The sequence below is a fragment of the Streptomyces sp. NPDC060035 genome, assembly GCF_042736635.1.
In the GTDB taxonomy this organism is placed as follows: domain Bacteria; phylum Actinomycetota; class Actinomycetes; order Streptomycetales; family Streptomycetaceae; genus Streptomyces.
On the sequence record NZ_JBHWVO010000003.1, the window covers coordinates 111,950 to 137,113 of the forward strand.

20 protein-coding genes are annotated in these 25,164 nt (G+C 71.3%); 11 read left to right on the forward strand and 9 right to left on the reverse strand.

Annotation, left to right across the window (positions count from 1 at the left end; genetic code table 11):
* Window positions 1–85: 85 nt before the first annotated feature.
* From ACFWBQ_RS05605 to ACFWBQ_RS05615, 3 genes are read right to left on the reverse strand one after another with little or no spacing between them, the layout of a single operon-like run.
* Complete coding sequence (locus ACFWBQ_RS05605) at window positions 86–889, reverse strand: SDR family oxidoreductase (RefSeq protein WP_385484294.1); 804 nt, start codon at window positions 887–889, stop codon at window positions 86–88.
* Window positions 868–1,779 (reverse strand): VOC family protein, encoded by a 912-nt coding sequence (locus ACFWBQ_RS05610; protein WP_385484297.1) that lies wholly within the window; start codon window positions 1,777–1,779, stop codon window positions 868–870. Before ACFWBQ_RS05610 ends, ACFWBQ_RS05605 begins: the two co-directional genes overlap by 22 nt.
* Before the next feature lie 10 nt (window positions 1,780–1,789).
* Window positions 1,790–4,840 (reverse strand): AMP-binding protein, encoded by a 3,051-nt coding sequence (locus tag ACFWBQ_RS05615; RefSeq protein ID WP_385484300.1) that lies wholly within the window; start codon window positions 4,838–4,840, stop codon window positions 1,790–1,792.
* Window positions 4,841–5,481: 641 nt separating this feature from the next.
* On the opposite strand from ACFWBQ_RS05615, the gene ACFWBQ_RS05620 reads away from it, so the two are divergent.
* From ACFWBQ_RS05620 to ACFWBQ_RS05660, 9 genes are all read left to right on the forward strand, one after another.
* Window positions 5,482–6,711 (forward strand): MFS transporter, encoded by a 1,230-nt coding sequence (locus ACFWBQ_RS05620; RefSeq protein WP_385484303.1) that lies wholly within the window; start codon window positions 5,482–5,484, stop codon window positions 6,709–6,711.
* A gap of 144 nt (window positions 6,712–6,855) precedes the next feature.
* Window positions 6,856–7,941: a Gfo/Idh/MocA family oxidoreductase gene (locus tag ACFWBQ_RS05625; RefSeq protein WP_385484306.1), complete on the forward strand. Its 1,086-nt coding sequence runs from the start codon at window positions 6,856–6,858 to the stop codon at window positions 7,939–7,941.
* A 12-nt stretch (window positions 7,942–7,953) separates the two neighbouring features.
* On the forward strand, window positions 7,954–9,246 hold the full coding sequence (locus ACFWBQ_RS05630) for a DegT/DnrJ/EryC1/StrS family aminotransferase (protein WP_385484309.1): 1,293 nt from the start codon (window positions 7,954–7,956) through the stop codon (window positions 9,244–9,246).
* On the forward strand, window positions 9,243–10,076 hold the full coding sequence (locus ACFWBQ_RS05635; protein WP_385484312.1) for a glycosyltransferase family 2 protein: 834 nt from the start codon (window positions 9,243–9,245) through the stop codon (window positions 10,074–10,076). The genes ACFWBQ_RS05630 and ACFWBQ_RS05635 overlap by 4 nt, the downstream gene beginning before the upstream one ends.
* On the forward strand, window positions 10,073–10,933 hold the full coding sequence (locus ACFWBQ_RS05640) for a hypothetical protein (protein WP_385484315.1): 861 nt from the start codon (window positions 10,073–10,075) through the stop codon (window positions 10,931–10,933). The genes ACFWBQ_RS05635 and ACFWBQ_RS05640 overlap by 4 nt, the downstream gene beginning before the upstream one ends.
* Window positions 10,934–11,023: 90 nt before the next feature.
* Window positions 11,024–11,974 carry a sugar ABC transporter substrate-binding protein gene (locus ACFWBQ_RS05645; RefSeq protein WP_385484318.1) on the forward strand — a complete coding sequence of 317 codons (951 nt, stop codon included), beginning with the start codon at window positions 11,024–11,026 and terminating at the stop codon, window positions 11,972–11,974.
* Between the two features lie 28 nt (window positions 11,975–12,002).
* Window positions 12,003–13,070 (forward strand): ABC transporter permease, encoded by a 1,068-nt coding sequence (locus tag ACFWBQ_RS05650; RefSeq protein ID WP_385484321.1) that lies wholly within the window; start codon window positions 12,003–12,005, stop codon window positions 13,068–13,070.
* Window positions 13,067–13,867 (forward strand): ATP-binding cassette domain-containing protein, encoded by an 801-nt coding sequence (locus ACFWBQ_RS05655; protein WP_385484323.1) that lies wholly within the window; start codon window positions 13,067–13,069, stop codon window positions 13,865–13,867. The genes ACFWBQ_RS05650 and ACFWBQ_RS05655 overlap by 4 nt, the downstream gene beginning before the upstream one ends.
* A gap of 67 nt (window positions 13,868–13,934) precedes the next feature.
* Entirely contained in the window at window positions 13,935–16,199 is a 2,265-nt protein-coding gene (locus tag ACFWBQ_RS05660; protein WP_385484326.1) for a N,N-dimethylformamidase beta subunit family domain-containing protein, read from the forward strand.
* A gap of 106 nt (window positions 16,200–16,305) precedes the next feature.
* On the opposite strand, the gene mmsA is transcribed toward ACFWBQ_RS05660, so the two are convergent.
* The 5 genes from mmsA to iolC are packed head-to-tail and all read right to left on the reverse strand — an operon-like array spanning window position 16,306 to window position 22,600.
* On the reverse strand, window positions 16,306–17,805 hold the full coding sequence (gene mmsA / locus ACFWBQ_RS05665) for a CoA-acylating methylmalonate-semialdehyde dehydrogenase (RefSeq protein ID WP_385484329.1): 1,500 nt from the start codon (window positions 17,803–17,805) through the stop codon (window positions 16,306–16,308).
* Between the two features lie 13 nt (window positions 17,806–17,818).
* Window positions 17,819–19,705, reverse strand: a complete 1,887-nt coding sequence (gene iolD / locus ACFWBQ_RS05670) for a 3D-(3,5/4)-trihydroxycyclohexane-1,2-dione acylhydrolase (decyclizing) (RefSeq protein ID WP_385484332.1) — start codon at window positions 19,703–19,705, stop codon at window positions 17,819–17,821.
* 2 nt (window positions 19,706–19,707) lie between these two features.
* Window positions 19,708–20,592: a 5-deoxy-glucuronate isomerase gene (gene iolB / locus ACFWBQ_RS05675; RefSeq protein WP_385484334.1), complete on the reverse strand. Its 885-nt coding sequence runs from the start codon at window positions 20,590–20,592 to the stop codon at window positions 19,708–19,710.
* Between the two features lie 20 nt (window positions 20,593–20,612).
* Window positions 20,613–21,503, reverse strand: coding sequence for a deoxyribose-phosphate aldolase (locus tag ACFWBQ_RS05680; RefSeq protein ID WP_385484337.1), 891 nt, complete (start codon window positions 21,501–21,503; stop codon window positions 20,613–20,615).
* Complete coding sequence (iolC, locus tag ACFWBQ_RS05685; RefSeq protein WP_385484339.1) at window positions 21,500–22,600, reverse strand: 5-dehydro-2-deoxygluconokinase; 1,101 nt, start codon at window positions 22,598–22,600, stop codon at window positions 21,500–21,502. Before iolC ends, ACFWBQ_RS05680 begins: the two co-directional genes overlap by 4 nt.
* A 117-nt stretch (window positions 22,601–22,717) precedes the next feature.
* Between iolC and ACFWBQ_RS05690 the strand changes: the two genes are divergently transcribed.
* Window positions 22,718–23,644: a sugar phosphate isomerase/epimerase family protein gene (locus ACFWBQ_RS05690; RefSeq protein ID WP_385484341.1), complete on the forward strand. Its 927-nt coding sequence runs from the start codon at window positions 22,718–22,720 to the stop codon at window positions 23,642–23,644.
* A 221-nt stretch (window positions 23,645–23,865) separates the two neighbouring features.
* Window positions 23,866–24,057, forward strand: coding sequence for a MerR family transcriptional regulator (locus tag ACFWBQ_RS05695; RefSeq protein WP_351171406.1), 192 nt, complete (start codon window positions 23,866–23,868; stop codon window positions 24,055–24,057).
* Between the two features lie 4 nt (window positions 24,058–24,061).
* On the opposite strand, the gene ACFWBQ_RS05700 is transcribed toward ACFWBQ_RS05695, so the two are convergent.
* The gene (locus ACFWBQ_RS05700) at window positions 24,062–25,114 is read right to left on the reverse strand and encodes a zinc-dependent alcohol dehydrogenase family protein (RefSeq protein ID WP_385484344.1); all 1,053 of its coding nucleotides are present in this window, start codon (window positions 25,112–25,114) and stop codon (window positions 24,062–24,064) included.
* Window positions 25,115–25,164 lie beyond the last annotated feature (50 nt).

Here is a 25,164-nt window from a genome sequence, read left to right on the forward strand (position 1 = left end):
TGGCCCGGCTGCTCGACGAGGAGGCGGCGGCGGACCGTACCGCCGCGCAGGAACGGGCGGGCCGTACGGGCCCGCCCGCCCCCCTTCAGCGGACCGCCAGCCCTCCGTCCGGGCGCAGGATCTCACCGGTCAGGCCGAACGCGGACGGGCCCGCCAGGAACCGGTAGAGCGGCGCCAGTTGGTGCGGCTGGGCGAGTATCCCCAGGGGGTTCAGCTGCCGGATGGCGGCGGCGACCGGCTCCGGTTCCGCGTACACCTCGCGGCTCGCGCCGTCCTCACCGACCGAGCGCAGCCCGGTGATCACCCCGCCCGGCGCCACGGCGTTGACCCGCACGTGCGGGGCGAGGTCGGCGGCCAGATGGCGTACGACTCCGAGGCAGGCGTGCTTCGCCGCCGCGTAGGCGATGCCCGCGCCGTTGCCGCTCACCATGAACGAGGCGTCCGACAGGGTGAAGACCATGCTGCCGCGGCGCTCGGCGAGCGCCTCGGCCGAGGCGCTCGCCCCCAGGAGGTAGCCGACCACGTCGATGTCGAGAACCTGCCGGGCGAGGGCAGCCAGTGCGGGCCCGTCGCGGTCGCGCAGGCGCACGCCCCCGTCGTGGACACCGGCGTTGCCGACGAACAGGTCCAGCCGTCCCCACCGCGACAGCGCGGTCTGCACGGCGCGTTCGTTGTCGGCGGGCTCGCGTACGTCGCCGATGACGGTCACCACCTGCGGCGGCAGCGGCCCGGGCGGCTCGCCCAGGTCGAGGACCACCACCGCGTAGCCGTGCCCGGCCAGGTCCTCGACCACCGCCCGCCCGATGCCGGACGCCCCTCCGGTGACGAGGGCGACCGGGCGCTCACCGGGGCTCCGCACCGCGCCCATCAGACCGGCGGCGGGGTCCACAGCCCCGCGTCGGGCAGCCCGCGCATCGTCGTGAGGACCGCGTCGTCCAGGGGGTTGGAGGTGCCCCACTGGTCCGTCCCCTGGTCCGTCGAGGCGTGCACCTGCGGCTGCCAGGTCTCCTCGTCGATCACCTGGAGCGCCGTGGTGTACTCCATGACGAAGCCGCTGGACGGGTCCTGGAAGTAGGAGAAGGTGTTGTCGCCCACTCCGTGCCGGCCCGGGCCCCAGACGGGCTGGAGGCCGTTGCGCATCATCCGCCCCGTCGCGCGCATGAACTCGTCCACGCCGAGCACCTCGAAGGCGACGTGGTTGAGCGAGGCGTGCGGTGAGGAGGTGAAGGCGATGAGGTGGTGGGCCGGGCCGGTGCGCAGGAAGCAGAAGTAGTCCTCGACCCAGTCGGAGACCTTGAAGCCGAGCACGTCCTCGTAGAACCGGCGGGACCGGTCGATGTCGGTGGTGTTGAGCACGATGTGGCTGATCGCCGTGGGCCGGCTCTGCCCCGGGGCCACGGGTTCGAAGGTACGGCTGCCGAGGCCCGCGGAGACCTCGACGGTGCGGCCGTCGCAGTCCAGGAAGCGTACGGCGTAACCGGCGCCGGGTTCCTGCCGCTCGGCGGGCGGTCCGACGAGCCTGCCCTCCGGGTGGCGTCCGACCCGCTCCGCCACGGCGTCCACGTCGGACGCCGACGCCACGGCGAAGGCGATCAGGTCCACCCTGGACTCCTCGGCGGCCCGCAGCCTCAGGCTGTAGCTCTCGGCGCTGCCGGTACCGAGATAGAGGCGGCCGTCGTCGGTGCCGACGACGTCCAGCTGCCACTGGTGCTCGTAGAACTCGCGGGCCCGGGACAGATCGGGCACACCCAGACTGACCTGCCGGATATGTGTGATCACTGTTCCCCCTTCATCGGATCTGAGCAGGGTCGGACACGACAGCGCGCAGGACCTCGCTGAACCGCTCGACGAACGGGGCGAGCGTTTTGGCGGGCACCCGGTCGGCGTCGTGCTGCCACACCAGGCTCAGGGTGTCGCCGGCCCTGACGAGTCGGCACACGACCGGTGCGGCGATCGAGGCGCCGGGCACCGGGACCGGGTGCAGACGCAGATCACCGACGCCGACCGGCTCGGCGCTGTGACCGCCCGTGAAGCGCCACAGGTGGGCCAGTTCGGGCCGCGCCTCCACGTCGTCGGCGAACAGGATGTCCACCTCCCCGGCGGCCGGGACGGGGCGGTCGAGGGCGTCGCGGACCCCGGCCAGGACAGGGGGCAGGGCCTCGGCGGGGCCCGTGGGGTCCGGGCCGGTGCCGGGGATGCCGACGACGCGGGCGAACCGGCCCACCAGGTCGTTGAATTCGGCCCGTTCACGGCCTTGGCGCACCGCCCCGATGCGCCGGCCACAGCCCGGCTCGGCGGCCGCGGTGGCCACCAGAGCCGCCAGCAGCACCGTGGATATCGGCACGCCCTCGCGGCGGGCGGTCAGCCGCACGCTCCCGGCGAGGTCCGCGTCGAGGACCAGCCCGGTGGCCGAGACCTCTGCCGCGCCGCCCACCGGGCCGGCCGCCACGGCCGCGGCCTCCTCCCCCGCCGACCGGACGAAGTCCTGGTAGCTGTACGGCAGAGCGGGCAGATACAGTTCGCCGCCGGCGCGCTGCCCGCCCAGCACCATCCCCAGATCGCGGAGCAGGACGGCGAGGGACCAGCGGTCGGCTGCGGCCTTGTGGACGCTGAGCACCAGTGCCGGTCCGGAGTCCTCGCCGCGCAGCAGCCGCACCCTCAGCGACCCTGCCCCCGCGAGGTCCGGTGGCGCCGAGGCGAGAGCCGCGATCCGGCCCGGCCGATCGGCCTCCGGCACGTCCTCGACGGTGAAGTCCACCTCCCCGCGCGGGGTGGTCTGCCGGGGTGTCCCGCCCTCCGCGCCGACCAGCCGGAGACGCAGCATCGGGTGGCGGTCGGCGAGTTCCTGCAGCGCGGCGTGCAGAGCGGCCTCGTCGAGATCGCCCTCGACGCGGGCGGCGCACGTGTACGCGGCCGCCTCCCCCACCGCACCCGCGTACGGCAGCTGTGCGGGGGCCAGCGGGAACTCCGCCTCCATGCCGCCCGGCAGCTCCACGGAGCCGCCGCTCCCGTCGGACAGCTGCTCCGCGACGGCGTCGAGCGAGCGGGCGGAGAGCAGCTGGCCGATCTGGACCGGAACCCTCAGGTCGCGTTCGACAGCGAGGCGGAGCTGCATCGCCATGAGTGAGTTCAGCCCGGTGTCCAGCACCGGCGCGTCGACGTCGATCCGCTCGGGCGGTACGCGCAACAGGCGGGCCAGTTGCGCGACGAGATAGGCCGCCACCTCGGCCCGGCCGTGGGCGGGCCGGGCGTGCCCCGGGCCGGGGCCGTGCGCCTCCGCGGCCTGTTCCTCGGCGAGGTCCAGGTTGCGGCGGAGCACCTTGCCCAGGGGAGAGCGGGGCAGCTTCTCGCGGAAGACGAAGCGGTGCGGCACCTTGTAGTCGGTCATCCGGGCGCGGCAGAAGTCCCCCAGCTCCTCGGCGGTTGCCGTGGCGCCGGATCCGTCCGTGCTGTGGGGCACCACGACGGCGACGAGTACCTCGTCGCCGCCCCGGGTGCCGGAACCGGTGACCACGACCTCGGCGACACCCGGGTGCTCCCCGAGTACGGCCTCGACCTCCAGCGGGTTGACCTTGCGTCCGCCGGTGTCGATGAGCAGGTTCGTCCGGCCCGTGATGTGCAGCCGCCCGTCCTCGTCGAGGACGCCGAGGTCGCCCGTGCGGTAGCAACCGTCGCTCATGACCTCGGCGGTGAGGTCCGGCCGGTCGGCGTAGCCCACCATGACGGACGCTCCCCCGACGATCACCTCGCCGACCGAGCCCGGCGGAAGCGCCCGGCCGTCCTGGCCGGCCACCCGCACCTCGACCCCGTCCAGGGGGTGGCCGACCGAGTTGTGTCCGACCCGGTCGGCGTCCCGGCAGTCCCAGGCGACGCTGCCCGCCTCGGAACTCCCGTAGGTCTGCCGGATCGGGCGGCCGTAGCGGCGCAGGAAGCGCTCGGTGGTGGCGGCGGGAAGGAAGTTGCCGCCGGACAGGAAGAGCCGGACGCTCGACACATCGGCCGGGAGGCGTTCGTCCGCGTCGGCGAGCAGTTCGTAGATGTAGGGCACAGCGGGCATGATCGTGACCCGGTGCTCCTCGATCATTTCGAGCACGCGCTCGATGCGTGATCCCAGGACGAGTTGGCGTTCCGCGTCCGCGTCGGGCGCTCCGGTCTGCTCCAGCAGGACGAGGGCCGCGCCCGCCCGCGCCGCGACGATCATGCAGCAGAACTGGCCGAGCGCGTGGAACAGCGGTACGACGCACAGGATCCGGTCCTGCGGTGTGATGCGGGCGGTCGTGGTGATGTTGTGCGCTTCCGCGGTCTGGTTGCCCTGGGTCCGGCAGATCCGCTTCGGGGTGCCGGTGGAACCGGAGGAGTATGTGTACGACCAGTCGCCGCCGTAGGCGCCGGTGGGGGGCGCGTCCCGCTCGGGGGCGGTGGCGCGGAACAGCTCGTCGGCGGCGATGTGACGGCCGCCGTCCCCGCCGACGACGGCGATGCGTGCGCGCAGGTCGGATCGCTCGGAGAGCAGCCGCTCGAAGGTGCCGGCCCGCATGGCGTGGGTGAGGACGAGTGCGGGCTCCGCGTCACGAATGCAACGGCGCAGCTCCGGTTCGGCCGCGTTCGGGTCGATGGCGTACACCTTCGCCCGCAGCAGCGCGGTGGCGAAGTACATCATGACGAACTCGGGGCAGTTGGACAGTGCGATGACAACGGTGTCTCCGCTGCCCACACCTTGGAGGCGCAACCCGTCGGCGCCGGCGCGCACGGAGCGGTAGAGCTCGGCATACGTGATCCGGCGGTCGAGGTAGATGATGGCGTCATGGTCCGGGACCGCCGTGGCACTGGCCCTGAGCATCTGTTCGATCATCGGGATATTCGCTGGTGGTATGTGCGGAAGATGCGCGGACATGTTCATCACCTGTCCCGTGAGTTCGATGTGATGGCATCCCGGACGCGCCTCGGGCAGCGCCGACGCCAAAACGAAGGGGATCTTATTAGCTTCCGCGGCGACGCGGCAATGGCGTCACGGGTGGGCAACTCATGTGACAGGAGCGGCTGTTGAGGCCTGCAGGGGCGGCCATCGATGATACCGGTGAGTACTTAAGTGACTCCCGGGACGCCATGCGGAACCCCCGGGCGAGAAAGCGCTCTCTGGTATCCGGCCGTCCGGCCAGCGGTCTCCCGGATTCTGGTGACGCCATCGAGCCACAAGTGGAATCCTGGTAGCGGACCGGAGGGCTCCGCCGTGGCCGATCATCGAACGCCGGGGGGTGTACGCCGAGATTGCGGCGTGGCTATAGTCCACCACCGTGCCGGGAAACCGGCGCTGGCCCGCCACGCTTTGCAGCACCCCGTCCGGATGACACCCAGCAGTGCCGACAAAGCGGAACGGTGCCCCTGGCACGTCGGCCGGATATCCGAGAGGCTCGCCGGAAGATGACAGTCGAAGAAACCCCAGCGGCCGATTCACGCCCGTTACGCAGCCGGGGCGGGGCAGTGCTCATCGGGGCACTCGCCATCGATTCCATCGGGAACGGACTCTTCCTGCCCCTGGGGCTGGTCTTCTTCACGCACACCACCGACGTGCCCCTCGCATTCATCGGTGTGCTGCTGAGTGTCGCCAACATAATCCAACTGCCGGTGCCGCTTTTCGTCGGCGCACTGGCCGACCGTTTCGGTGCGCTGCCGCTGGTCGTACTGGCCCAGGTACTCCAGGCACTCGGCTACGGTGCCGCCGCGGTCGTGACCGGCCCGGTGGGCATCCTGGGCTCGGCCCTGCTCACCGCGCTCGGCGTGCGGTTCTTCTGGTCGGCGATCTTCACCCTGATCGCGGACTACGTGGACGGGCGGGACAACTCCCGCAGCAAGGACTACTGGTACGGGTGGTCGAACATCTCCCGGACCGCCGGTCTGGGGCTCGGCGGCGTGCTCACCGGCATCGTCATCGCCGGCCCCGACCCCGAGGAGAACTCCTTCCGGGTCATCGCCCTTGTCGCGGCGGTCTGTTTCGCGATCGCGGCGGTGACGATCGCGATCGCGGTCCGCGCGCCGCGGGCCAAGCAGCAGGACGTGGCCACCCTCCAGGGATACCGCGAACTGCTGCGCGACCGGCCCTACCTGGGGCTGGTCGGCGTCAACGCCGTCTTCGCGCTGTCCACCATGATGCTCGCCCTGGCCCTGCCGACCGTGGTGCTGCTCCATCTCGACGCGCCCGGCTGGCTGGTGTCCGGGCTGCTCGTGGGCAACACCGTCGTGGTCTCGCTGGCCACAGCCCCGGTCGTCCTGCGATTGCAGCCCTTCCGGCGCACCCGGGTCATGGCGGGGGCGGCCCTGCTCTGGGCGTCCTGGTGCGCCGTGCTGGCCCTGCTGCGGCCCGAGCGGCTGGGGTGGGCGATTCCGGCCCTGATCTTCGCGACCCTGCTCTACGCAGCTGCCACGGCCATCCACGCGCCCATCTCCATGGGGCTCGCCGCGGCGGCGGCTCCCGCCGATACGCGTGGGCGCTATCTCGCCATCTTCCAGTATTCCTTCACCCTGGCCGAGATCGTCGGCCCGAGTTTCTTCACCACCCTTTTCGCTCTCCAGCACAGCCTGCCGTGGGTCGCATTGGCGGTGCTCAACGTATTGGGCGCCGCGGCCCTTCTCAGGATTGAACGGCGGATGCCGTCCGCTGCGTTGTATTCCAGCGAGCACACGCAGAAAGAGCCCGCCGCAGAACAGGTCTGAAACACTCCGGGAACTTCGTCAGGGTACGTTCGGGAAATGCCTGCACACAGAGGGCATTTCGACGTGCGCCGTGAATCAAATGGGAGACGAATCTCATGAATCATGCTGTCGACGCACCATTCCTCCGGTAACGGGCGCGGGCCGATGAGAATCGGTGTCGTCGGAGCCGGGCGCATCGGTTCCGTACACGCGCGCAACCTCGCCGGGATGGTTCCCGCGGGAACCCTGCTCATCCATGACGCCGACCCCGCCGTGGCGGCAAAGGCCGCGGCGGAGGTGGACGGGTCGGTCCGGCCGACGGCCGAGGCGCTCCTCGCCGACGCGGACGCGCTGGTCGTCGCGACCCCGGCCACGGACCGGGTGCCGCTGCTCGACGCGGCGATGGCCCGGGGCATCCCGGTGTTCTGCGAGAAGCCGCTCGCCGCCGGCCTGCCCGAAGCCCGGCGCATCGCGGCGACGGCACGCCGGCTGTCGGCCCGTGTACTCATCGGCTTCCAGCGCCGCTTCGACCCCGAGTACCTGATGCTCCACCAGCTGGTGGCTTCCGGGGCGGCCGGACACGTGCTGATGATCCGGGGCACGGCCTTCGACCGTACGCTTCCGAGCGAGGGCTACCGGTCCACGGCGGGAGACATCTTCACCGACTGTCTGATCCATGACATCGATGCCACGCGCTGGATCGCGCAGGACGAGATCGTCTCGGTGCAGGCCGATACCCAGCAGATTCCGCACCCGCGCTCGGGCGAGGGGAGGGCGGAGATCGGTGTCGGCACGGTGGTGCTGACCTTGGCCCGCGGCGGGACCGCGGTCCTGACAGCGTCGAGGCTGGACCCGAGCGGCTACGACCACCGCATGGAGGTGCTGGGAACCGGCGAGTCGGCCGTCGCCGGGCTCGACGCCGCGTCACTGCTGCGGGCGCCCCGGACGGCCGCCGCGCAGCCGGGCGGAGGTGAAGTCGCCCCCCGCACAGCGGGATTCGACAGTTTCATCGACCGTTTCGCCGAGGCCTACCGGGCCGAGATGCGCGCCTTCCTGACGATGGTCGAGGGCGGCGGCCCCAGTCCGTGCGGCCCCGACGAAGCGGTGCGCGCCCAGGAGGTCGCCGCAGCTGCCGCGGTCGCCGCCCGTACCGGTACACGGCAGGCGGTGGCTCCTCCCGGGGAGTCGCCCGACGGCCGGTCGCCGAACGCCGCCGGACGGCCCGCCGGGCCGTCGGGCGCCGGAGTCTGAGGACGGAGGACGATGTCTACCATTCCCCGAACCCCGCGCCTCACGCGGCGGCTGGCCGTCGCCGGTGGCACGCCCGTGCGCGCGGGCGACCGCCCCTGGCCCGACTGGCCGCAGCCCGCACCCGGGGCGGCGGCGGCCCTCACCGATGTGCTCCACAGCGGCCGCTGGGCGATCAGCAGCCCGAGCCGCGGAGAGCTGTACGAGCGCCGCTTCGCGCGCCTCTTCCAGGACTACCTGGGCGTGCGCCACTGCGTGCCGGTGGACCACGGCTCCAGCGCACTCGTGATCGCCCTGGAAGCACTCGGCCTGGAGTACGGCGACGTCGTGCTCGTCCCCGCCCTGACCTGGGTGGCCTCGGCATCGGCCGTGCTGCGCGCGGGACTTGTGCCGGTGCTCGCCGATGTCTCGCCCGAGACCGGCTGCATGGAGGCGGACGGCCTCGACCTCGACATCGGCGCCCGCGCGGTCATCGTGGTCCACTGGTCGGCGGTCATGGCGGACATCCCGGCCATCTCCTCGGCCGTGGACGGCCGCGGTATCACCGTCGTCGAGGATGCCGCGCAGGCGCACGGCGCCCGGTGGCAGGGCCGCAGCGCCGGCACCCTCGGCCGGCTCGGCTGTTTCAGCATGCAGCACGGCAAGGTGCTCAGCTGCGGCGAGGGCGGCGCGGTGGTGACCGATGACAACGTCCTTGCGGGCGTCCTCCAGGAACTGCGCGCCGACTCCCGCCGCTACCGCGACGACGTGGCGCGCCCCGGCGAACTCGACCTGTCGGAAACCGCCTCCGTCATGGGATCCAACTTCTGCCTCGGCGAGTTCGCGGCGGCCCTGCTCTGCGAGCAGCTCGGCGTGCTCGACGCACAGCACGAGACCCGCAACCGCAACTACGAGCACCTCGCCAAGCTGCTCGACGACATACCCGGTGTACGGATGCCGCGCCCCCGCCCCGAGCAGGACCGGATGTCCGTCTACGAGGTACCGATCGTCTTCGACCGACTGCCGCCGGGGCGCTCCCACACCGAGGTGTCCCAGGCACTCACGGCCGAGCTGGGCGTGAGGTTCTACGGCGCCCGTGAGCCGTTGGACCGCAGCCGGCTGCTGCGCCCGGCGACGAAGCCGGGGCTCGCTCCCCTCGCCGCGCGCTTCGAGGAGCTGCAGCGCGGCCGGAGCTACCCCGGTGCCGAACACCTGGCCCGGCACACGGTGCTGACCCACCACAGCACTCTCCTCGGGACCGAGGAGGACATGGCAGATATCGCGGACGCGGTCGCCAAGGTCGCCGAAGCGGAAGGGAGCGCCTGGTGACCGGAGTACCGCAGAGGGCCGAACTGACCGTCGTGACCGTCACCCGGAACCGTCCGGAGTTGATCCCCCAGGTGATCGAGACGGTCCGTGCCCAGGACTACCCGCACGCGATCGAGCACCTGGTGGTGGTCGACGAGGACGAGGAGCGCTACCGCGAGGTGGCCGAGTCCTCGGCCACCTCGTCCGGCGCGTTCGCCGCGCCGCGGACCGTGCGCTGGCACTTCGCCCGCCGGCGCCCGGGGGACCGCTCGGGTCCGCCGGTCCTGGGCCGGCTGCGCAACGAGGCGGTGCGGACGGCCGGCACACCGCTGGTCGCCTTCCTCGACGACGACAACACCCTGGAAAAACACCACTACAGCAGTCTGCTGCGCTGCATGCGGCAGACCGGGTGCACCGCCGTGCACTCGCAGCGCCGCCTCTTCGACGCCGTGGGCAGGCCGTACGTGACGCAGCTGTCACCGTGGAAACGCGACATCCCGGCGGCGGCGGCCCGCTACGCGGAACTGCGCCGGCACTGCGTCTACGTCCCCTGGTCGAACGTGATCCGCGACCAGGTGCACGGCCGTGACGTCCCCGACCGCATCCAGATGGTCGACACGAGCGAATGGCTGTTCACCCGGGACCAGGCGATGGCCACCCCCTTCGGTGAAGTCTTCAGCCAGGAGGACTGGAGAAAAGTGATCGGCGAGGACAACAAGCTGCTGGCCGGGATCGTCGACGGTGACGTGCCGGTCGCGAGTTCACACATGCCAACGCTGCACTACGTGCTCGGTGGCCTGTCCAACGGATTCAACGATCCGGCCGCTGCGAACACCTGGCAGGCGTCATGACCACGACCCACGGCACCACGGTCCCGGAGCTGTCCGGCTGGCTCGGCGAGCAGCTGAAGCCGATCGGGGTGGTCTCGGTCGGTGCCACCGAGCTGCCGGCCGACTGGGCGGCCCTCGCCCCGTGCACCAGGACGGTCGCCGCCCTCGACCCGCTGCGGAAGGGACCGGAGGGGGACAGCGGTGCGGTGCTGCCGGTCGCGCTCTCCGCGTACGGCGGCGAGGAGCAGATCAACATCGCCCGCGACCCGGCGCGTTCCTCCCTGCTCGAGCCCAACTGGCCGGTGGTGTCCCGCCACGGCGGCATGAGCGGCTTCGAGGTCGTCGAACGCAGAGTCGTGCCGTCGGTGTCCCCTGCCGAACTGGCCGCGAGCCACGGCCCCGCGGACGCGTTGCTCCTGGACTGCTCCGGCCTGGAGTACCAGCTGCTCAGCGCCGCTCTGCCCTCCCTGTCGAACGCGATATGCGTCGAGGTCACGGGAGGCATGGTCGACAACTATGTGGGGCAGTACCCGCTGCCCGTCGTCTCCACCCTGCTGTACGGCAGCGGCTACAGCCTGGCCGACCTGACGGTGACCGCCCGGCCGGGCGCGGGGGAACCGGGTGGCGGCCGGCTCCAGCCGGTGGAGTACCACGCGGTCTTCCTGCGCGACTACACGCTGCGGCCGGAGGGCTTCGACTTCCACCAGGGCATCAAGTTGCTCGTCCTGTGCAGGCAGCTCGGCTTCCTGGCCTTCGGCCGGGAACTCGCGGTCACCATGCACAGCCGGTCGGTGCTGCCCGACGCGTACGCCCGCGCCCTGCGCCAGGAGGCCGCGTGGCGGGAGCCCTGGCCGGTGCGGCCCACCGGTGACGCGTAGCGAGGGTGAGCACGGCCGGCAGGCCGCAGGAAACCACCAGCGAGGTTTACGAAAGGCACAGGCATGACTGCACGAGCAAGGTCAAGACGCATGTTCGTCCCCGCCGTCGCGCTGGTGCTGTTCCTGGGCGCCTGTTCGAACGTGCCGGAGGAGAAGGAGGAACCGGCCGCGTCGGGCTCCCGGCCGAAGATCGCGGTCATCACCGAGTGGGACGGCGGTTCCTTCTGGGCCGTGGTCAAGCAGGGTGCGGAACGGGCCGCGGAGGACCTCGGCATCGAGCTGACGTACAACACCGCCGACGGCGACCACGAGCGGCAGGCCCAGCTGATCGCCTCGGCGGTGACGTCCGAGGTGGACGGGATCGCGGTCTCGGCCGCGGACCCCGAGGCGATCACCGAAGCCGTGCAGCAGGCGCGCAAGGCCGGCATCCCGGTGATCACCCTGAACTCCGGGGCCGAGGAGGCGGCCGCGCTCGACACCGTCGGCCACGTCGGGCAGACCGAGACCGTGGCGGGCGAACAGGCGGGCAAGCGGCTTGCCGCCACCGGGGCCGGCCGGCTGCTCTGCGTCAACGGCGAAGGCGGCAACATCGGCCAGGTCCAGCGCTGCCAGGGTGCCGAGAAGGCCTTCGGCGGCGAATCCGAGACGGTGAACGTCAAGGGTGCCGGAGACATCGTCACCACGCTCAGCGAGATCACGTCGAAACTGCGCGCCGACCCGAAGATCGACGCCGTACTGACGCTCAATCCGGACGTCGCCATGGCGGCACGGGACGCGATAGCGGACGCCGGCTCCAAGGCGAAGCTGAGCACCTTCGACCTCAGCAAGGACGTGCTCGGCGCCATCGACCAGGGGGAGATCGAGTTCGCCGTCGACCAGCAGCCCTACCTCCAGGGCTACTTGCCCGTCGTCTTTCTCAGCCTGTACCGCACGAACGCCAACACCGTCGGCGGCGGAAGCCCGGTCCTGACCGGACCGGCGTTCGTCGACAAGTCCAACGTGGCCGATGTCCGCAAGCTCGTCGAGCAGGGAACCCGGTGACTCCAGGGTGCCGAGGGGGGAGGCAGCCATGGACAGCGACATCATGCTCCGCGAGGACGACCTGACGACGCCGGTCCGACGGGCCGCCGAACGGCCGCGGAAGAGCGGTCTGCTGACGCGGGCCCTGCGCCATCCGGAGAGCGGCGCGCTTGCGGCGGCCATCGTCGTCGGCGTCTATTTCTCGGTCACCACCTCGCAGTTCGCCTCGCCCGGGGGCATCGGGAACTGGACCGACGTCGCCTCGACCATCGGCATCGTCTCCGTCGCGGTGTCGCTGCTCATGATCGCCGGTGAGTTCGACCTCTCCGCCGGTGTGATGGTGGGGAGCAGCGGGCTGGTCGTCGGGATGCTGAGCACCCGGCTGGGGGTCGATCTCTGGGTCGCCATCGCCGCGGCTCTCGTGTTCGCAGCGGTGATCGGCTGGATCAACGGCTATGTGGTGGTCCGCACCGGTCTGCCGAGCTTCATCGTCACCCTGGCCACCTTCTTCAGCCTCCAGGGCGCCAACCTCGGGGTCACCAAACTGGTCACGAACAACGTCCGGGTGGACGGGCTGCGTTCGGTCGACGGGTACGCCCAGGCGTACCGGCTGTTCGGCGGCACCTTCTCGCCCTGGGACTTCCGGGTCACGGTGCTGTGGTGGGTGGGGTTCACCGTCGTGGCGGCGGTGGTGCTCAGGCGGACCGCCGTCGGCAACTGGATACTCGGGGTGGGCGGCGACCCCCTGGCCGCCCGCATGATGGCGGTCCCGGTCGACCGGGTGAAGATCAGCCTGTTCATGACGACCTCGGTGACGGCCGCCCTGGTGGGTGTCATGGTGGCGACCCGGCTGGGCTCGGTGATGGCGACGCAGGGCGTCGGCAACGAGTTCATGTACATCGTGTGCGCGGTCGTCGGCGGCACGCTGCTCAGCGGCGGCCACGGCTCACCGGTGGGGGCTTCGCTCGGGGCCACGATCGTCGGCATGGCTTTCATCGGCATCCAGTTCTCCGGCTGGAACACGGACTGGCGTCTCCTCTTCCTCGGCGTGATCCTCCTGCTCGCCGTCCTGGTCAACAATTTCATCCGCCGCAGCGCTGAGAGGCCGAGCCGATGACCCCTGCGGTCCCCTTGCTGGAAGGACGCGGACTGTCGAAGTCCTACGGCAGTGTCCGGGCCCTGTCCGACGTGTCGGTGTCCGTGTACGGAGGGCAGGTCACCTGTGTCCTCGGTGACAACGGGGCCGGGAAGTCGACCTTCATCAAGCTGCTGTCCGGCGTCGAGACGCAGAACGAGGGCGAGCTGCTCGTCTCCGGCCGCCCGGTGCGCTTCGTCGCGCCGCGCGACGCCCGCGAGCTCGGTATCGCCACCGCGTTCCAGAGCCTGGCGACCATGCCGCTGATGTCGATCTGGCGCAATTTCTTCCTGGGCTCCGAACCCACCCGGCGGTTCGGTCCGCTGCGGCTGCTCGACGCGGACCGCGCCCGGCGCGTCTGCCGGGAGGAGCTGCTCAGGATCGGGCTCGACGTACGCGATCCGGACCAGGTGGTCGGCACGCTGTCCGGCGGCGAGCGGCAGGCCGTCGCGATCTCCCGGGCGCTGTTCTTCGGCGCGAAGGTGCTGATCCTGGACGAGCCGACCTCGGCCCTGGGGGTCAAGCAGACGGCCGCCGTACTGCAGTTCATCGCGGCCGCCCGCGACCGGGGGGCCGGCGTCGTCTTCGTCACCCACAACCCGCACCACGCGTACCCGATCGGGGACCGGTTCGTTGTGCTGAACCGGGGCCGTCTGATGGGTTCGTGGACCCGCGACCAGATCAGCCGGGAGGAGCTCACCTCGGCGATGGCCGGGGGCGTGGAGTTCGAGGAGCTGACCCGGCACCTGGGTCCGGGTGCCGCGAGCGAGACCGGCTGAACGTGGCCGTCCCCCTTCACCGGGGTGTTCGACGAAGTAATCCACACACAGTTTGGAAAGCGAATCCATGCCAACAGACGCACGAGAGTCCGTATCCGGCGGCAACTGGCAGCTGCGGGTCACCGACGCGCCGCCTGACCTGATACCCAGCCACCGGGCGGTGCGGGTCGCGAGCCTGATGGGCTACGTCGACCCGATCGGGGTGAAGCCCGGCGAGGTGCTGCGCGTGCACCTGTCGGCGCCCGCCGCGCACGAGATCAGCGTCGGCCGCCTCGGGCGCACGGCGCTGCTGCGCCCCGAACCGGATGACGAGGCCGACCGCGCCGAGGTCACCTGGCTGGCGGACGCCACCTCGGCGGTCGCGCGACGGCACGACGTCCACCCCGGCTCCTACGGCGCGGCAACGGGCGAGCCCCTCGACCGCCCGGGCACGGTCTCCGCATGGGTCCGCGTCTGGCATCTGCCGGACACGGTCGAGACCTCCAGCTGGGCGTCGGTCGTCAGCGATCTGGACTATCCGGAGCGCTGCGGCTGGGCCATCGGCATCGACGCCGACGGCCACCCCGGCTGCTACGTCGGTGACGGCGGGCACCACGACCGGGTCAACTGGACCTTCTCCGGGGCCTCCCTGCTGAACCGGCTCGGGGAGTGGGTGCACATCGCGTTCACCGTCGAGGGCGAACAGGTGCAGCTGTGGGTCGACGGCAACGTCGAGGCCGAGGGCAGGGCCGCGGCCGGGGCGTACACCCCGGGCGCGGTACGCGTCGCCGCCGCCGCCCAGAGCGGGCTGGTCGACCACCTGCTCGACGGCGACGTGAGCGACGTGTCCGTGTTCTCGCGCACGCTGACCCGCCATGAGGTCGTCGCGCTCACCGAGAGCCGTGCCATGCCCGCGGCGGTCCCGTCCGCGCGCGATGCGCTGCTGGCGCACTGGCCGCTCCGGGAGCGCTCCGGCACGGTGGCGGCGGATGTCAGCGGCCACGGCCGGGACCTGGACCTGGTCAACACCCCGGTCCTCAACCTCCCTGGGCCCTGCGCCTCGAAGAGCATCGGCCGCCCCGGTTACGACCCGGACGCCGACCCCACACGGGGCGGCTCGATCCGCTTCTCCTCCGACGACCTGGTGGACTGCGGCTGGCCGGCCGCCGCCGAGGTCACCGTTCCCGAGGACGCCGACAGCGGCACCTACTACGTGCGGGTGGCGCTTGCGGGCGCCGAGGACGAGCCGCTGGAACTGCCCTTCGTGGTGGTGCGCCCCCGGCCGCGCCGCCTCAAGTCGGTCGCGCTGATCTACAGCACCTTCACCTGGACCACGTACGCGCGCCGGGCGACCGACGGCTCCAGCATCCCGGGCCTCATGTCCTCGGCCTACACGCGCAACATCAGCGGACGGCTGTTCTTCAACCTGGGCATGAACATCCCGCTGTCCCGGGTGCGGCCGTTCGTGCACCGCAGCCATCTGCGCGACTCCACCGTGCACCAGCACCTCGTGCGCCCGGAGCGGCACGCGGAGTCCTGGCTGCACTCCGAGGGTTACGCGTACGAGTGCATCACGGATGCCGAACTCGACGCCGACCCCGGCCTGCTGGAGCAGTTCTCGGCGCTCATGATCGTGGGCCACAACGAGTACTGGACCCAGAACATGCGCGACGGGGTCGAGAGGTACCTCGACGGCGGCGGGAACGTCATCTGCTACAGCGGCAACACGGCTTTCTGGCGCGTCGGTTACGACCAGCGGACCAAGGTGATCGAGACCCGGAAGACCACGCACCCGGGAGAGGGCACGGGGGTGGCGTGGCTGCCTCCGGACGAATGGGGCGAGCGCTGGCACACCGACGGCAGGCCCGGCGGCAAGTGGTCCTACCTGGGGCAGGCGCCGAGCGAGTTGCTCGGCCTGGAGACCCTGGGCTGGATCGACAGCGGTGACCCGACCGCGTTCGCGCCCTTCGAGGTCCGCGAGGCCGACCACTTCCTGCTGCACGAGCCGGAGCGCGTACCGCTGGAGGAGGGCGGGCTCTTCGGCACCCGTTCCCACGACGGTCCCGCGGTCAGCGGTTACGAGGTGGACGGCCTGCCGGAGATCCAGGGCATGCCCGCCCTGGATCCCAAGGGCCTGACCGTCCTCGGCCACGCCGACCACGGCCCGCGCTTCGTCGCGCACTGGGGTGCCGACACCGGGCACGGGGCCGACCTCATCTACTGGGAGCGCCCCTCGGGCGGCCGGGTCCTCAACGCGGGGGCGACCAACACCCCGGGATCCCTCGCGGTGGACCCGGGTCTCCAGGCACTCACCCGCAACGCGCTGCACCACATGGGAGTGGCGAAGGGCTGACCCCGTCCCTGTCGGCCGCGCCCTGTGCCCTCGGCGGAGGGCACAGGGCGCGGCCCGCGCGCGTCAGGGCGGGGTGTGATGCCCGGCCGGGTCCCGGGGTGCGGGATCAGTGGTTGCGGGGGAAGCCGAGGTCCACACCGGACGGGGCGTCGGCCGGGTCGGGCCAGCGGGTGGTGACGACCTTGCCGCGGGTGTAGAAGTGCACGCCGTCGTTGCCGTAGATGTGGTGGTCGCCGAAGAGGGAGTCCTTCCAGCCGCCGAAGGAGTGGTAGCCCACCGGCACCGGGATCGGGACGTTGACGCCGACCATGCCGGCCTCGATCTCCAGCTGGAAGCGCCGGGCCGCGCCGCCGTCGCGGGTGAAGATCGCGGTGCCGTTGCCGAACGGCGAGGCGTTCATGAGGGCGACGCCCTCCTCGTACGTGTCGACGCGCAGGACGCACAGGACCGGGCCGAAGATCTCGTCCCGGTACGCGTCGGAGTCCGTGGAGACGTGGTCGAGGAGGGACAGGCCGATCCAGTGGCCGTCCTCGAAGCCCTCGACCGTGTGGCCCGTCCCGTCGAGGACGACGTCGGCGCCCTGGGCGGCGGCGCCGGTGACGTAGGAGGCGACCTTGTCGCGGTGGACAGCGGTGATCAGCGGGCCCATCTCGGACATGGGGTCGTTGCCGGGGCCGATCTTGATCTTCTCGGCGCGCTCCTTGATCCGGGCCACCAGCTCGTCGGCGACGGAGCTCACGGCGACGACGGCGGAGATCGCCATGCAGCGCTCACCGGCGGAGCCGTACGCGGCCGAGACCGCGGCGTCGGCGGCGGCGTCCAGGTCGGCGTCCGGGAGGACCAGCATGTGGTTCTTCGCGCCGCCGAGCGCCTGGACGCGCTTGCCGTTCGCGGAGGCCGTGGCGTGGATGTAGCGGGCGATCGGGGTGGAGCCCACGAAGGAGACGGCAGCGACATCGGGGTGGGCAAGGAGCCCGTCGACGGCGACCTTGTCGCCGTGCAGGACGTTCAGGACGCCGTCGGGCAGGCCCGCCTCGGCGGCCAGCTCGGCCAGCAGGTTGGCGGCCGAGGGGTCCTTCTCGCTGGGCTTCAGGACGAACGTGTTCCCGCAGGCGATGGCCAGCGGGAACATCCACATCGGCACCATGGCCGGGAAGTTGAACGGGGTGATGCCCGCGACGACGCCGAGCGACTGACGGATCGAGGACACGTCGACCCGGCTGGAGACCTGGGTGGACAGCTCACCCTTGAGCTGGGTCGTGATGCCGCAGGCCAGCTCGACGATCTCCAGACCGCGGGCGACCTCGCCGAGCGCGTCGGAGTGCACCTTGCCGTGCTCGGCGGTGATCAGCGCGGCGATGTCGTCGCGGTGGGCGTCCAGCAGGGCGCGGTAGCGGAAGAGGACGGCGGTGCGGGCGGAGAGCGAGGAGGTGCCCCACGTCTCGTACGCGCTCTTCGCGGCGGCGACCGCGGCGTCGACCTCCTCGGCCGAGGCGAGCGCGACCTGGGTGGTGACAGCACCGGTCGCCGGGTCGGTGACCGGCCCGTAGTTGCCCGACGTGCCCTCGACGGTCTTGCCACCGATCCAGTGGTTGACGGTCTTCATGACGGGGTCTCCTTCAGAGGTGGCGGCGTCGGGCAGCGGTCTGCCGGTCGTACTCTTCGCGTGCCTCGACCGCCGACGGGCGGGTCGCGGTCTCGGCCACAGGAACATCCCACCACGCCTGTGCGGGAGGGGGCCCCGACACTGTGTCTGGCGTTTCGGTCTCGACGTAGACACAAGTGGGACGGTCCGCGCCGCGCGCCTCGGCGAGGGCACGGCCCAGGTCCCGTACGGACTTCGCGCGCAGCACCCGCATGCCGAGCGAGGCCGCGTTGGCCGCGAGGTCGACGGGGAGCGGGGTACCGGTGAAGCTGCCGTCGGCCGCGCGGTGCCGGTAGGCCGTACCGAAGCCTTCGCTGCCGACGGACTCGGAGAGGCCCCCGATGGAGGCGTACCCGTGGTTCTGCAGGATGACGAGTTTGATGGGCAGGCCCTGCTGCACGGCGGTGACGATCTCGGTGGGGTTCATCAGATACGTACCGTCGCCGACCAGGGCCCAGACGGGGCGGCCCGGGGCGGCGAGCTGGACGCCGAGGGCTGCCGGGATCTCGTATCCCATGCAGGAGTAGCCGTACTCGACGTGGTACTGCTGCGGGGACCTGGTCCGCCACAGCTTGTGGAGATCCCCGGGGAGTGAACCCGCCGCGTTGATCAGGATGTCTTCCTCGGTGACGAGGGCGTCGAGCAGCCCGAGGACCTGGGCCTGGGTGGGGCGGGCGTCCGGGTCTGCGGCGGTGAAGGCCGCGTCGACGCGCTGCTCCCAGCGGTCCTTGGCCTCGGTGTACTCGGTCTCGTACGCGGCGTCGACGTGGTAACCACGTGCCGTGAGGGCGGCACCGAGCTCTTCGAGGGAGGTACGGGCGTCCGCGACGAGCGGGAGGGCGGCGAGCTTGTGGGCGTCGAAGCCGGTGATGTTGAGGTTGAGGAAGCGGACCCCCGGGTCGGCGAAGAGGGTGCCGGAGGCGGTGGTGAAGTCCGTGTAGCGGGTGCCGATTCCGATCACCAGGTCCGCGCCGCGGGCCAGGTCGTCGGCGGTCGCGGTGCCGGTGTGGCCGATGCCGCCCACGTCGGCGGGGTGGTCGTGGCGCAGGGAGCCCTTGCCGGCCTGGGTGGACGCGACGGGGATCCTGGTGGCTGCGGCGAAGGCGGCGAGGGTCTCCTCGGCCGCACTGTGGTGGACGCCGCCGCCCGCGACGATCAGGGGGCGGCGCGCGGTGCGGACGGCCCGGACCGCCTGTTCGAGTTCGGACACGTCGGGGGCGGGCCTGCGCACGTGCCAGACACGCTCGGCGAAGAACTCCGTCGGCCAGTCGTACGCCTCGGCCTGCACGTCCTGCGGCAGTGCCAGCGTGACGGCGCCGGTACCTGCCGGGTCGGCGAGGGTCCGCATAGCCTGAAGGGCGGCCGGGATCAGCGCCTCGGGGCGGGTGATCCGGTCGAAGTAGCGGGAGACGGGGCGCAGACAGTCGTTGACCGAGACATCGCCCGCGTGCGGCACTTCGAGCTGCTGGAGCACGGGGTCGGCGGGGCGGGTCGCGAAGGTGTCGCCGGGCAGCAGCAGGACCGGGAGGTGGTTGACGGTGGCGAGGGCCGCACCGGTGACGAGGTTCGTGGCGCCGGGGCCGATGGAGGTGGTGACGGCGTGCGCGGAGAGCCTGCCCGACTGGCGGGCGTATCCGACGGCGGCGTGCACCATGGCCTGTTCGCTGCGGCCCTGGAAGTAGGGCATCGCTGGGCCGGACTCGACGAGTGCCTGGCCGATGCCCGCGACATTGCCGTGGCCGAAGATGCCCCAGGTGGCGCTGATCAGCCGTTGGCGGCGGCCGTCGCGCTCGGTGTACTGGCGGGCCAGGAAGGCGACCAGGGCCTGGGCGGTGGTGAGCCTGCGGGTGGCGCGTGGCATGGTCAACGGCTTGCCTCCGGACCGTGGAGCGGGAGTCGTGGATCGACGGGCTGGGCCGGCCAGGTCTCGCGGATCCAGCTGTGGCCGGGGTGATCGCGGATCAGCCACTCGCGCTGCTCCCCCGGGCCCGCCATCACGTTCAGGTAGTAGAGGGTGCGGCCGGGCGGGGCGATGGATGGGCCGTGCCAGCCGTCGGGAATGAGGACGGCGTCACCGGTGGCGACCTCGGCGAGGACGTCCGTACCGCCTGCACGGGACGGCGACACCCGGTGGTAGCCGAGGCCGTTGCCCTCGACCTCGAAGTAGTAGATCTCCTCGAGTTCGGACTCGACGCCGGGATGGTGCTCGTCGTGCTTGTGGGGCGGGTACGAGGACCAGTTGCCGCCGGGGGTCAGGACCTCGACGGCGATGAGGCGGTCGCACTCGAACGTGTCCGCGGCGGCGAAGTTGTTGACCTGGCGCGAGCAGTTCCCGGCGCCGCGGAGCTCGACCGGTACCTCCGGCGCGGGGCCGTAGCGAGCGGGGAGTCGTCGCTCGCACTTCGCTCCTGCCAGGGCGAAGCGGCCACCTGCGCCGGAGGCGATCTGTGCGCGGGCGTCACGCGGTAGATAGGCGAAATCGGTTACCGAACTGAACACGCTTTCCCTGCCCGCGAGTTCAAATACGTCATCCGCCGTGTGCACCGTACAGCCACCGGCCAACGGCAGAACGACCCACTCGCTCTCCCCGGTTACCAAGGTATGAACACCACCGGGCTCGAGCTCCAGTACACGCAGGCTCGACCGGTCCCATCCGGCGCGCTTCGGGTCGATATGGAGGGCGTAGGGGCCGCTCGCGGCACGGCCGGCCCGGAGGTGGTATCGCTGTTGCTCGTCGCGCGTCGTCATGCTCCATCCCTACCCGTCCCTCACAGAAGTCCCACCGCAGTGTCGACCGCACCTGCCACATCCCCGTCGGCCGGATAGAGCAGCGAGCGCCCGACGACCAGGCCCTGGACGGTCGGCAGTCGCAGCGCTCCGCGCCATTTCTCGTACGCCCCGTCCAGATCTCCCTTGACCTCGCCGCCGAGCAGGACGGCCGGGAGGGTCGAGGTCTCCATCACCTGGGCCATGTCGTCGGGATTCTCGGTGACGGGGACCTTGAGCCAGGTGTACGCGGAGGTGCCGCCCAGCCCCGACGCGATGGCGATGGAGGTGGTGACGGCCGCTGCTCCCAGGTCGGTGCGGAGCCTGCCGTCGGTGCGGTGGCAGAGGAACGGCTCGATGAAGACGGGCAGCCGGTGGGCCGCCATCGCGTCGACGGTGCGGGCGGCGGTATGGAGGGTGTCCAGGGAGCCGGGGTCGCCGTAGTCGATTCTCAGCAGCAGCTTGCCCGCGTCGAAGCCGTACCGGGCGAGGTCGATGGGGCGGTGACCGGTGAAGCGGTCGTCGAGCTCGAAGGCGGCTCCCGCGAGCCCGCCGCGGTTCATGGAGCCGATGACGACCCTGTCCTCCAGGGCGCCGAGCAGCAGAAGGTCGTCGAGGACGTCGGCGCCGGCGAGGACTCCGTCGACGCCTGGGCGCGAGAGGGCGAGGCAGAGCCGTTCGAGGAGGTCGAAGCGGTTGGCCATGGCGAGTTCGTCTTCGCCGACGGCCAGGGCACCGCGGGCCGGATGATCCGCTGCGATGATCATCAGGCGTCCTGTGGCGCCGACGAGGGGGCGCCTGCCGCGCCGGGCGGCTGCCTCGGCCACGGCCTCGGGGTGGTGCGTGCGCAGCCGGACGAGATCGGCGACGGAGGCGGCGGCGGGCGGCGTCACGGGGCGACTCCGGCGTCTCCGGCGTCTCTGGCGTCTCCGGTGACTCCGGCGGCTCCGGTGACTCCGGCGGCTCCGGTCTCTGTGGTTGCTCCCGGTGCTCCCGGCTCGGTGACGGCGCCGGCGGCGAGGGCCTGTTCGACCTCGTACGGGAAGGGCATCGCGGACGAACAGGCAAGGCGGGACGCGACGATGGCCCCTGCGGCGTTCGCGTAGCGCATGATGCGTTCCGTCTCCCATCCGGCGAGCAGCCCGTGGCAGAGGGCGCCGCCGAACGCGTCCCCGGCCCCCAGTCCGTTGACGACGTCCACGGGGAGCGGCGGGATCTCGGCGGTGGTGCCGTCGCGGTGGACGGCGAGGACACCCGCGGGGCCCTGTTTGACGACGGCGAGTTCGACCCCGGCGGCCAGCAGGGCACGGGCCGCCGCGTGCGGTTCACGTTCGCCGGTGGCGATCTCGCACTCGTCGAGGTTGCCGACGGCGACCGTGGCATGGGCGAGTGCTTCGCGGTAGCGGGCGGGGGCGGCGGAGCTGTGGCCATCTGCCGGGGACCCGTCCCAGAACATGGGGCGCCAGTCGAGGTCGAAGACCGTGGCACGCGGGGTCCTTGCCGTCCGTGCCGCGCTCCGGGCGCGGAGTGCGGTGAGGGTCGCGGTGCGGCTGGGTTCGGCGCACAGTCCCGTGCCGGTCATCCAGAAGACCCGCGCGGCACGCACCGCGTCGAGGTCGAGATCCTCCGCATGGATCTCCAGGTCGGGTGCCTTGGGCTGCCGGTAGAAGTAGAGCGGGAAGTCGTCCGGCGGGAAGATCTCGCAGAAGGTGACCGGGGTCGGGTACTCCGCGACGGGGGTCACCCACCGGTCGTCCACGCCGAATTCTCCGAGCGCCTGGTGGAGATAGTCGCCGAAGGCGTCCTTACCGGTCCTGGTGACCACGGCCGTCCGCCTGCCCAGGCGGGCGGCGGCCACGGCGACATTGGTCGGCGAGCCACCGAGGAACTTTCCGAAGGTCTCGACCCTGGCCAGCGGTACGCCGGTCTGCAGAGGGTAGATGTCCACCCCGATCCGCCCCATGGTGATCACGTCGTACGGCTCAGGCATACGCATCCCTTCGGCTGCCCCCAGGTCTAACCCGCACCCGGGACACTGTCAACACTTTGTCCGGACATTCGGACGAACTCTTGACACTCCCCCTCCGAGGGCTGAATGGTGGGCGATATGACCTCCTTCGTACCGGCTCCGGCTCGTATCCACATCGGCTCGGCACCCGATTCATGGGGGGTGTGGTTCCCCGACGATCCGCAGCAGGTCCCCTGGGAACGATTCCTCGACGAGGTCTCCGAAGCGGGCTACGAGTGGATCGAGCTCGGCCCGTACGGCTACTTGCCGACCGACCCGGCCCGCCTCACGGACGAGACCGCCCACCGCGGCCTCACCGTCTCCGCAGGAACCGTCTTCACCGGATTGCACCACGGCCCGGACGTCTGGGACCGGACCTGGGCGCATGTCGCCGGCATCGCGGCACTCACCCGGGCCATGGGCGCCGAACACCTGGTGGTCATCCCGTCGTTCTGGCGGGACGACAAGAGCGGCGACGTGCTGGAGGACCGCACGCTCACGACGGCACAGTGGCGCGATCTCACCACCCAGACGGAGCGGCTGGGGCGCGAGGTGCGGGACCGCTACGGACTGCAGATCGTCGTGCACCCGCACGCCGATACGCACATCGACAGCGAGGAGAACGTCAACCGCTTCCTCGATGCCACCGACCCCGACCTGGTCTCGCTCTGCCTCGACACCGGCCACTACGCGTACTGCGGCGGGAACAGCGTCAGGCTCATCGAGACCTACGGCGAACGGATCGGCTACCTGCACCTCAAGCAGATCGATCCCGCGATCCTCGCCGATGTCGTGGCGAACGAGGTGCCGTTCGGCCCTGCCGTGGCGCGCGGTGTGATGTGCGAGCCGCCGGGCGGGGTGCCCGCGCTGGAACCCGTACTGGACGCCGCACGCGCCCTGGGCACCGACCTGTTCGCGATCGTCGAGCAGGACATGTATCCGTGTCCGCCCGACAAACCCCTGCCCATCGCCCGCCGTACCCGCGACTACCTCCGCAGCTGCGGACCCGCCCGTCCCTCCTCCTGACTCCCTTGACCTCCCTCCGTCACAGCAGTCACTTCTTCGTCACATATATCTCCGTTCCGCAGGGTTTGCGTCACAGGCGCGCGACGCCCCCTGCCCAGCCCGCCGGCCCGTCGTTGGGCGGGACAGAAGCTGAGTGATCGCCGGCGTGCGCACCGAGGCTCCCCCGACGGCCCCCGCCGCCGCCGCGGTGCGTAGTACGGAGGTACAGAGAGGTGTCAGCCATGACGGACAGAAGACTCTGGTCGTACAAGGACATTGCCGCGCACATCCGGGTCCAGCCGGACACCATCCGCTCGTACCGCAAGCACGGACTCCTTCCCCCGCCCGACGATGTCCAGCACGGAAAGCCCTACTGGTACGTGGACACCGTCCTCGCCTGGATCGCCTCCCGCCCCAGCAACCGGGGCCGCTGAGAAGTCACGCCTCCTTTGCCGGGTCGATGATCGTCACGCCCGCCCCCGGTGCCCCGCCCATGGCGGCGAGCGCCGCCGGGGCGGCGTCCAAGGAGATGGTGGAGGTCACCAGCAGATCGGGGCGCAGAGTGCCTGCCCTGACCATGTCCATCATGGGCGGGTAGTCGTGCGCGGCCATGCCGTGGCTGCCGAGAATTTCCAGCTCCAGGCCGATGACCCGCGCCATGGGCACGACCGGGTCACCGGCTGCCGGCGGCAGCAGCCCGACCTGGACGTGGCGGCCCTGCCGGCGCAGGCTCCGCACCGAGGCGGCACAGGTGACGGGGGAGCCCAGCGCATCGAGCGACAGATGTGCACCGCCGCCGGTCAGTTCGCGTACCGCCTCGTCCGCACCGGCGGGGTACGCGGAGGCGTCCACGCACTCCGCCGCACCGAAGGCCCGCGCCAGTTCGAGGGCGTGCGGTGAGACATCGACGGCCACGACCCGGGCTCCGCACGCCACCGCGATCATCACGGCCGACAGTCCGACCCCGCCGCAACCGTGCACGGCGACCCACTCTCCCGGTGCGACCCGGCCCTGACCGGCCACGGCCCGGAACGCCGTGGCGAACCGGCATCCGAGCCCCGCCGCCGTACCGAACGGCATGCCCTCGGGCACGGCGACCAGATTGACGTCGGCCTGCTCCAGCGCCACGTACTCGGCGAACGATCCCCAGTGGGTGAAGCCCGGCTGGGTCTGCCTCTCGCAGACCTGCTGGGCGCCGGCCGCGCAGGCGGGGCAGTGGCCGCAGGCGCAGACGAAGGGGACGGTGACCCGGTCGCCGGGGCGCCAGTTGTGCACGCCGGAGCCCACCGCCTCGATCACCCCGGCCAGTTCATGGCCGGGTACATGGGGAAGGGCGATGTCCGGGTCATGGCCCATCCAGCCGTGCCAGTCGCTTCGGCACAGCCCGGTGGCTCCGACCCGGACCACGACTCCCCCGACCGAAGGGGCGGGATCCGGTAGGTCCTGGACACGGGCCTCCCGCCCGAACTCCTCGAACACCACTGCCCGCATCGGCCCCGCCGCCCTTCGCTCTAAATCCGGCCCGTCACATCCGGTCTGCT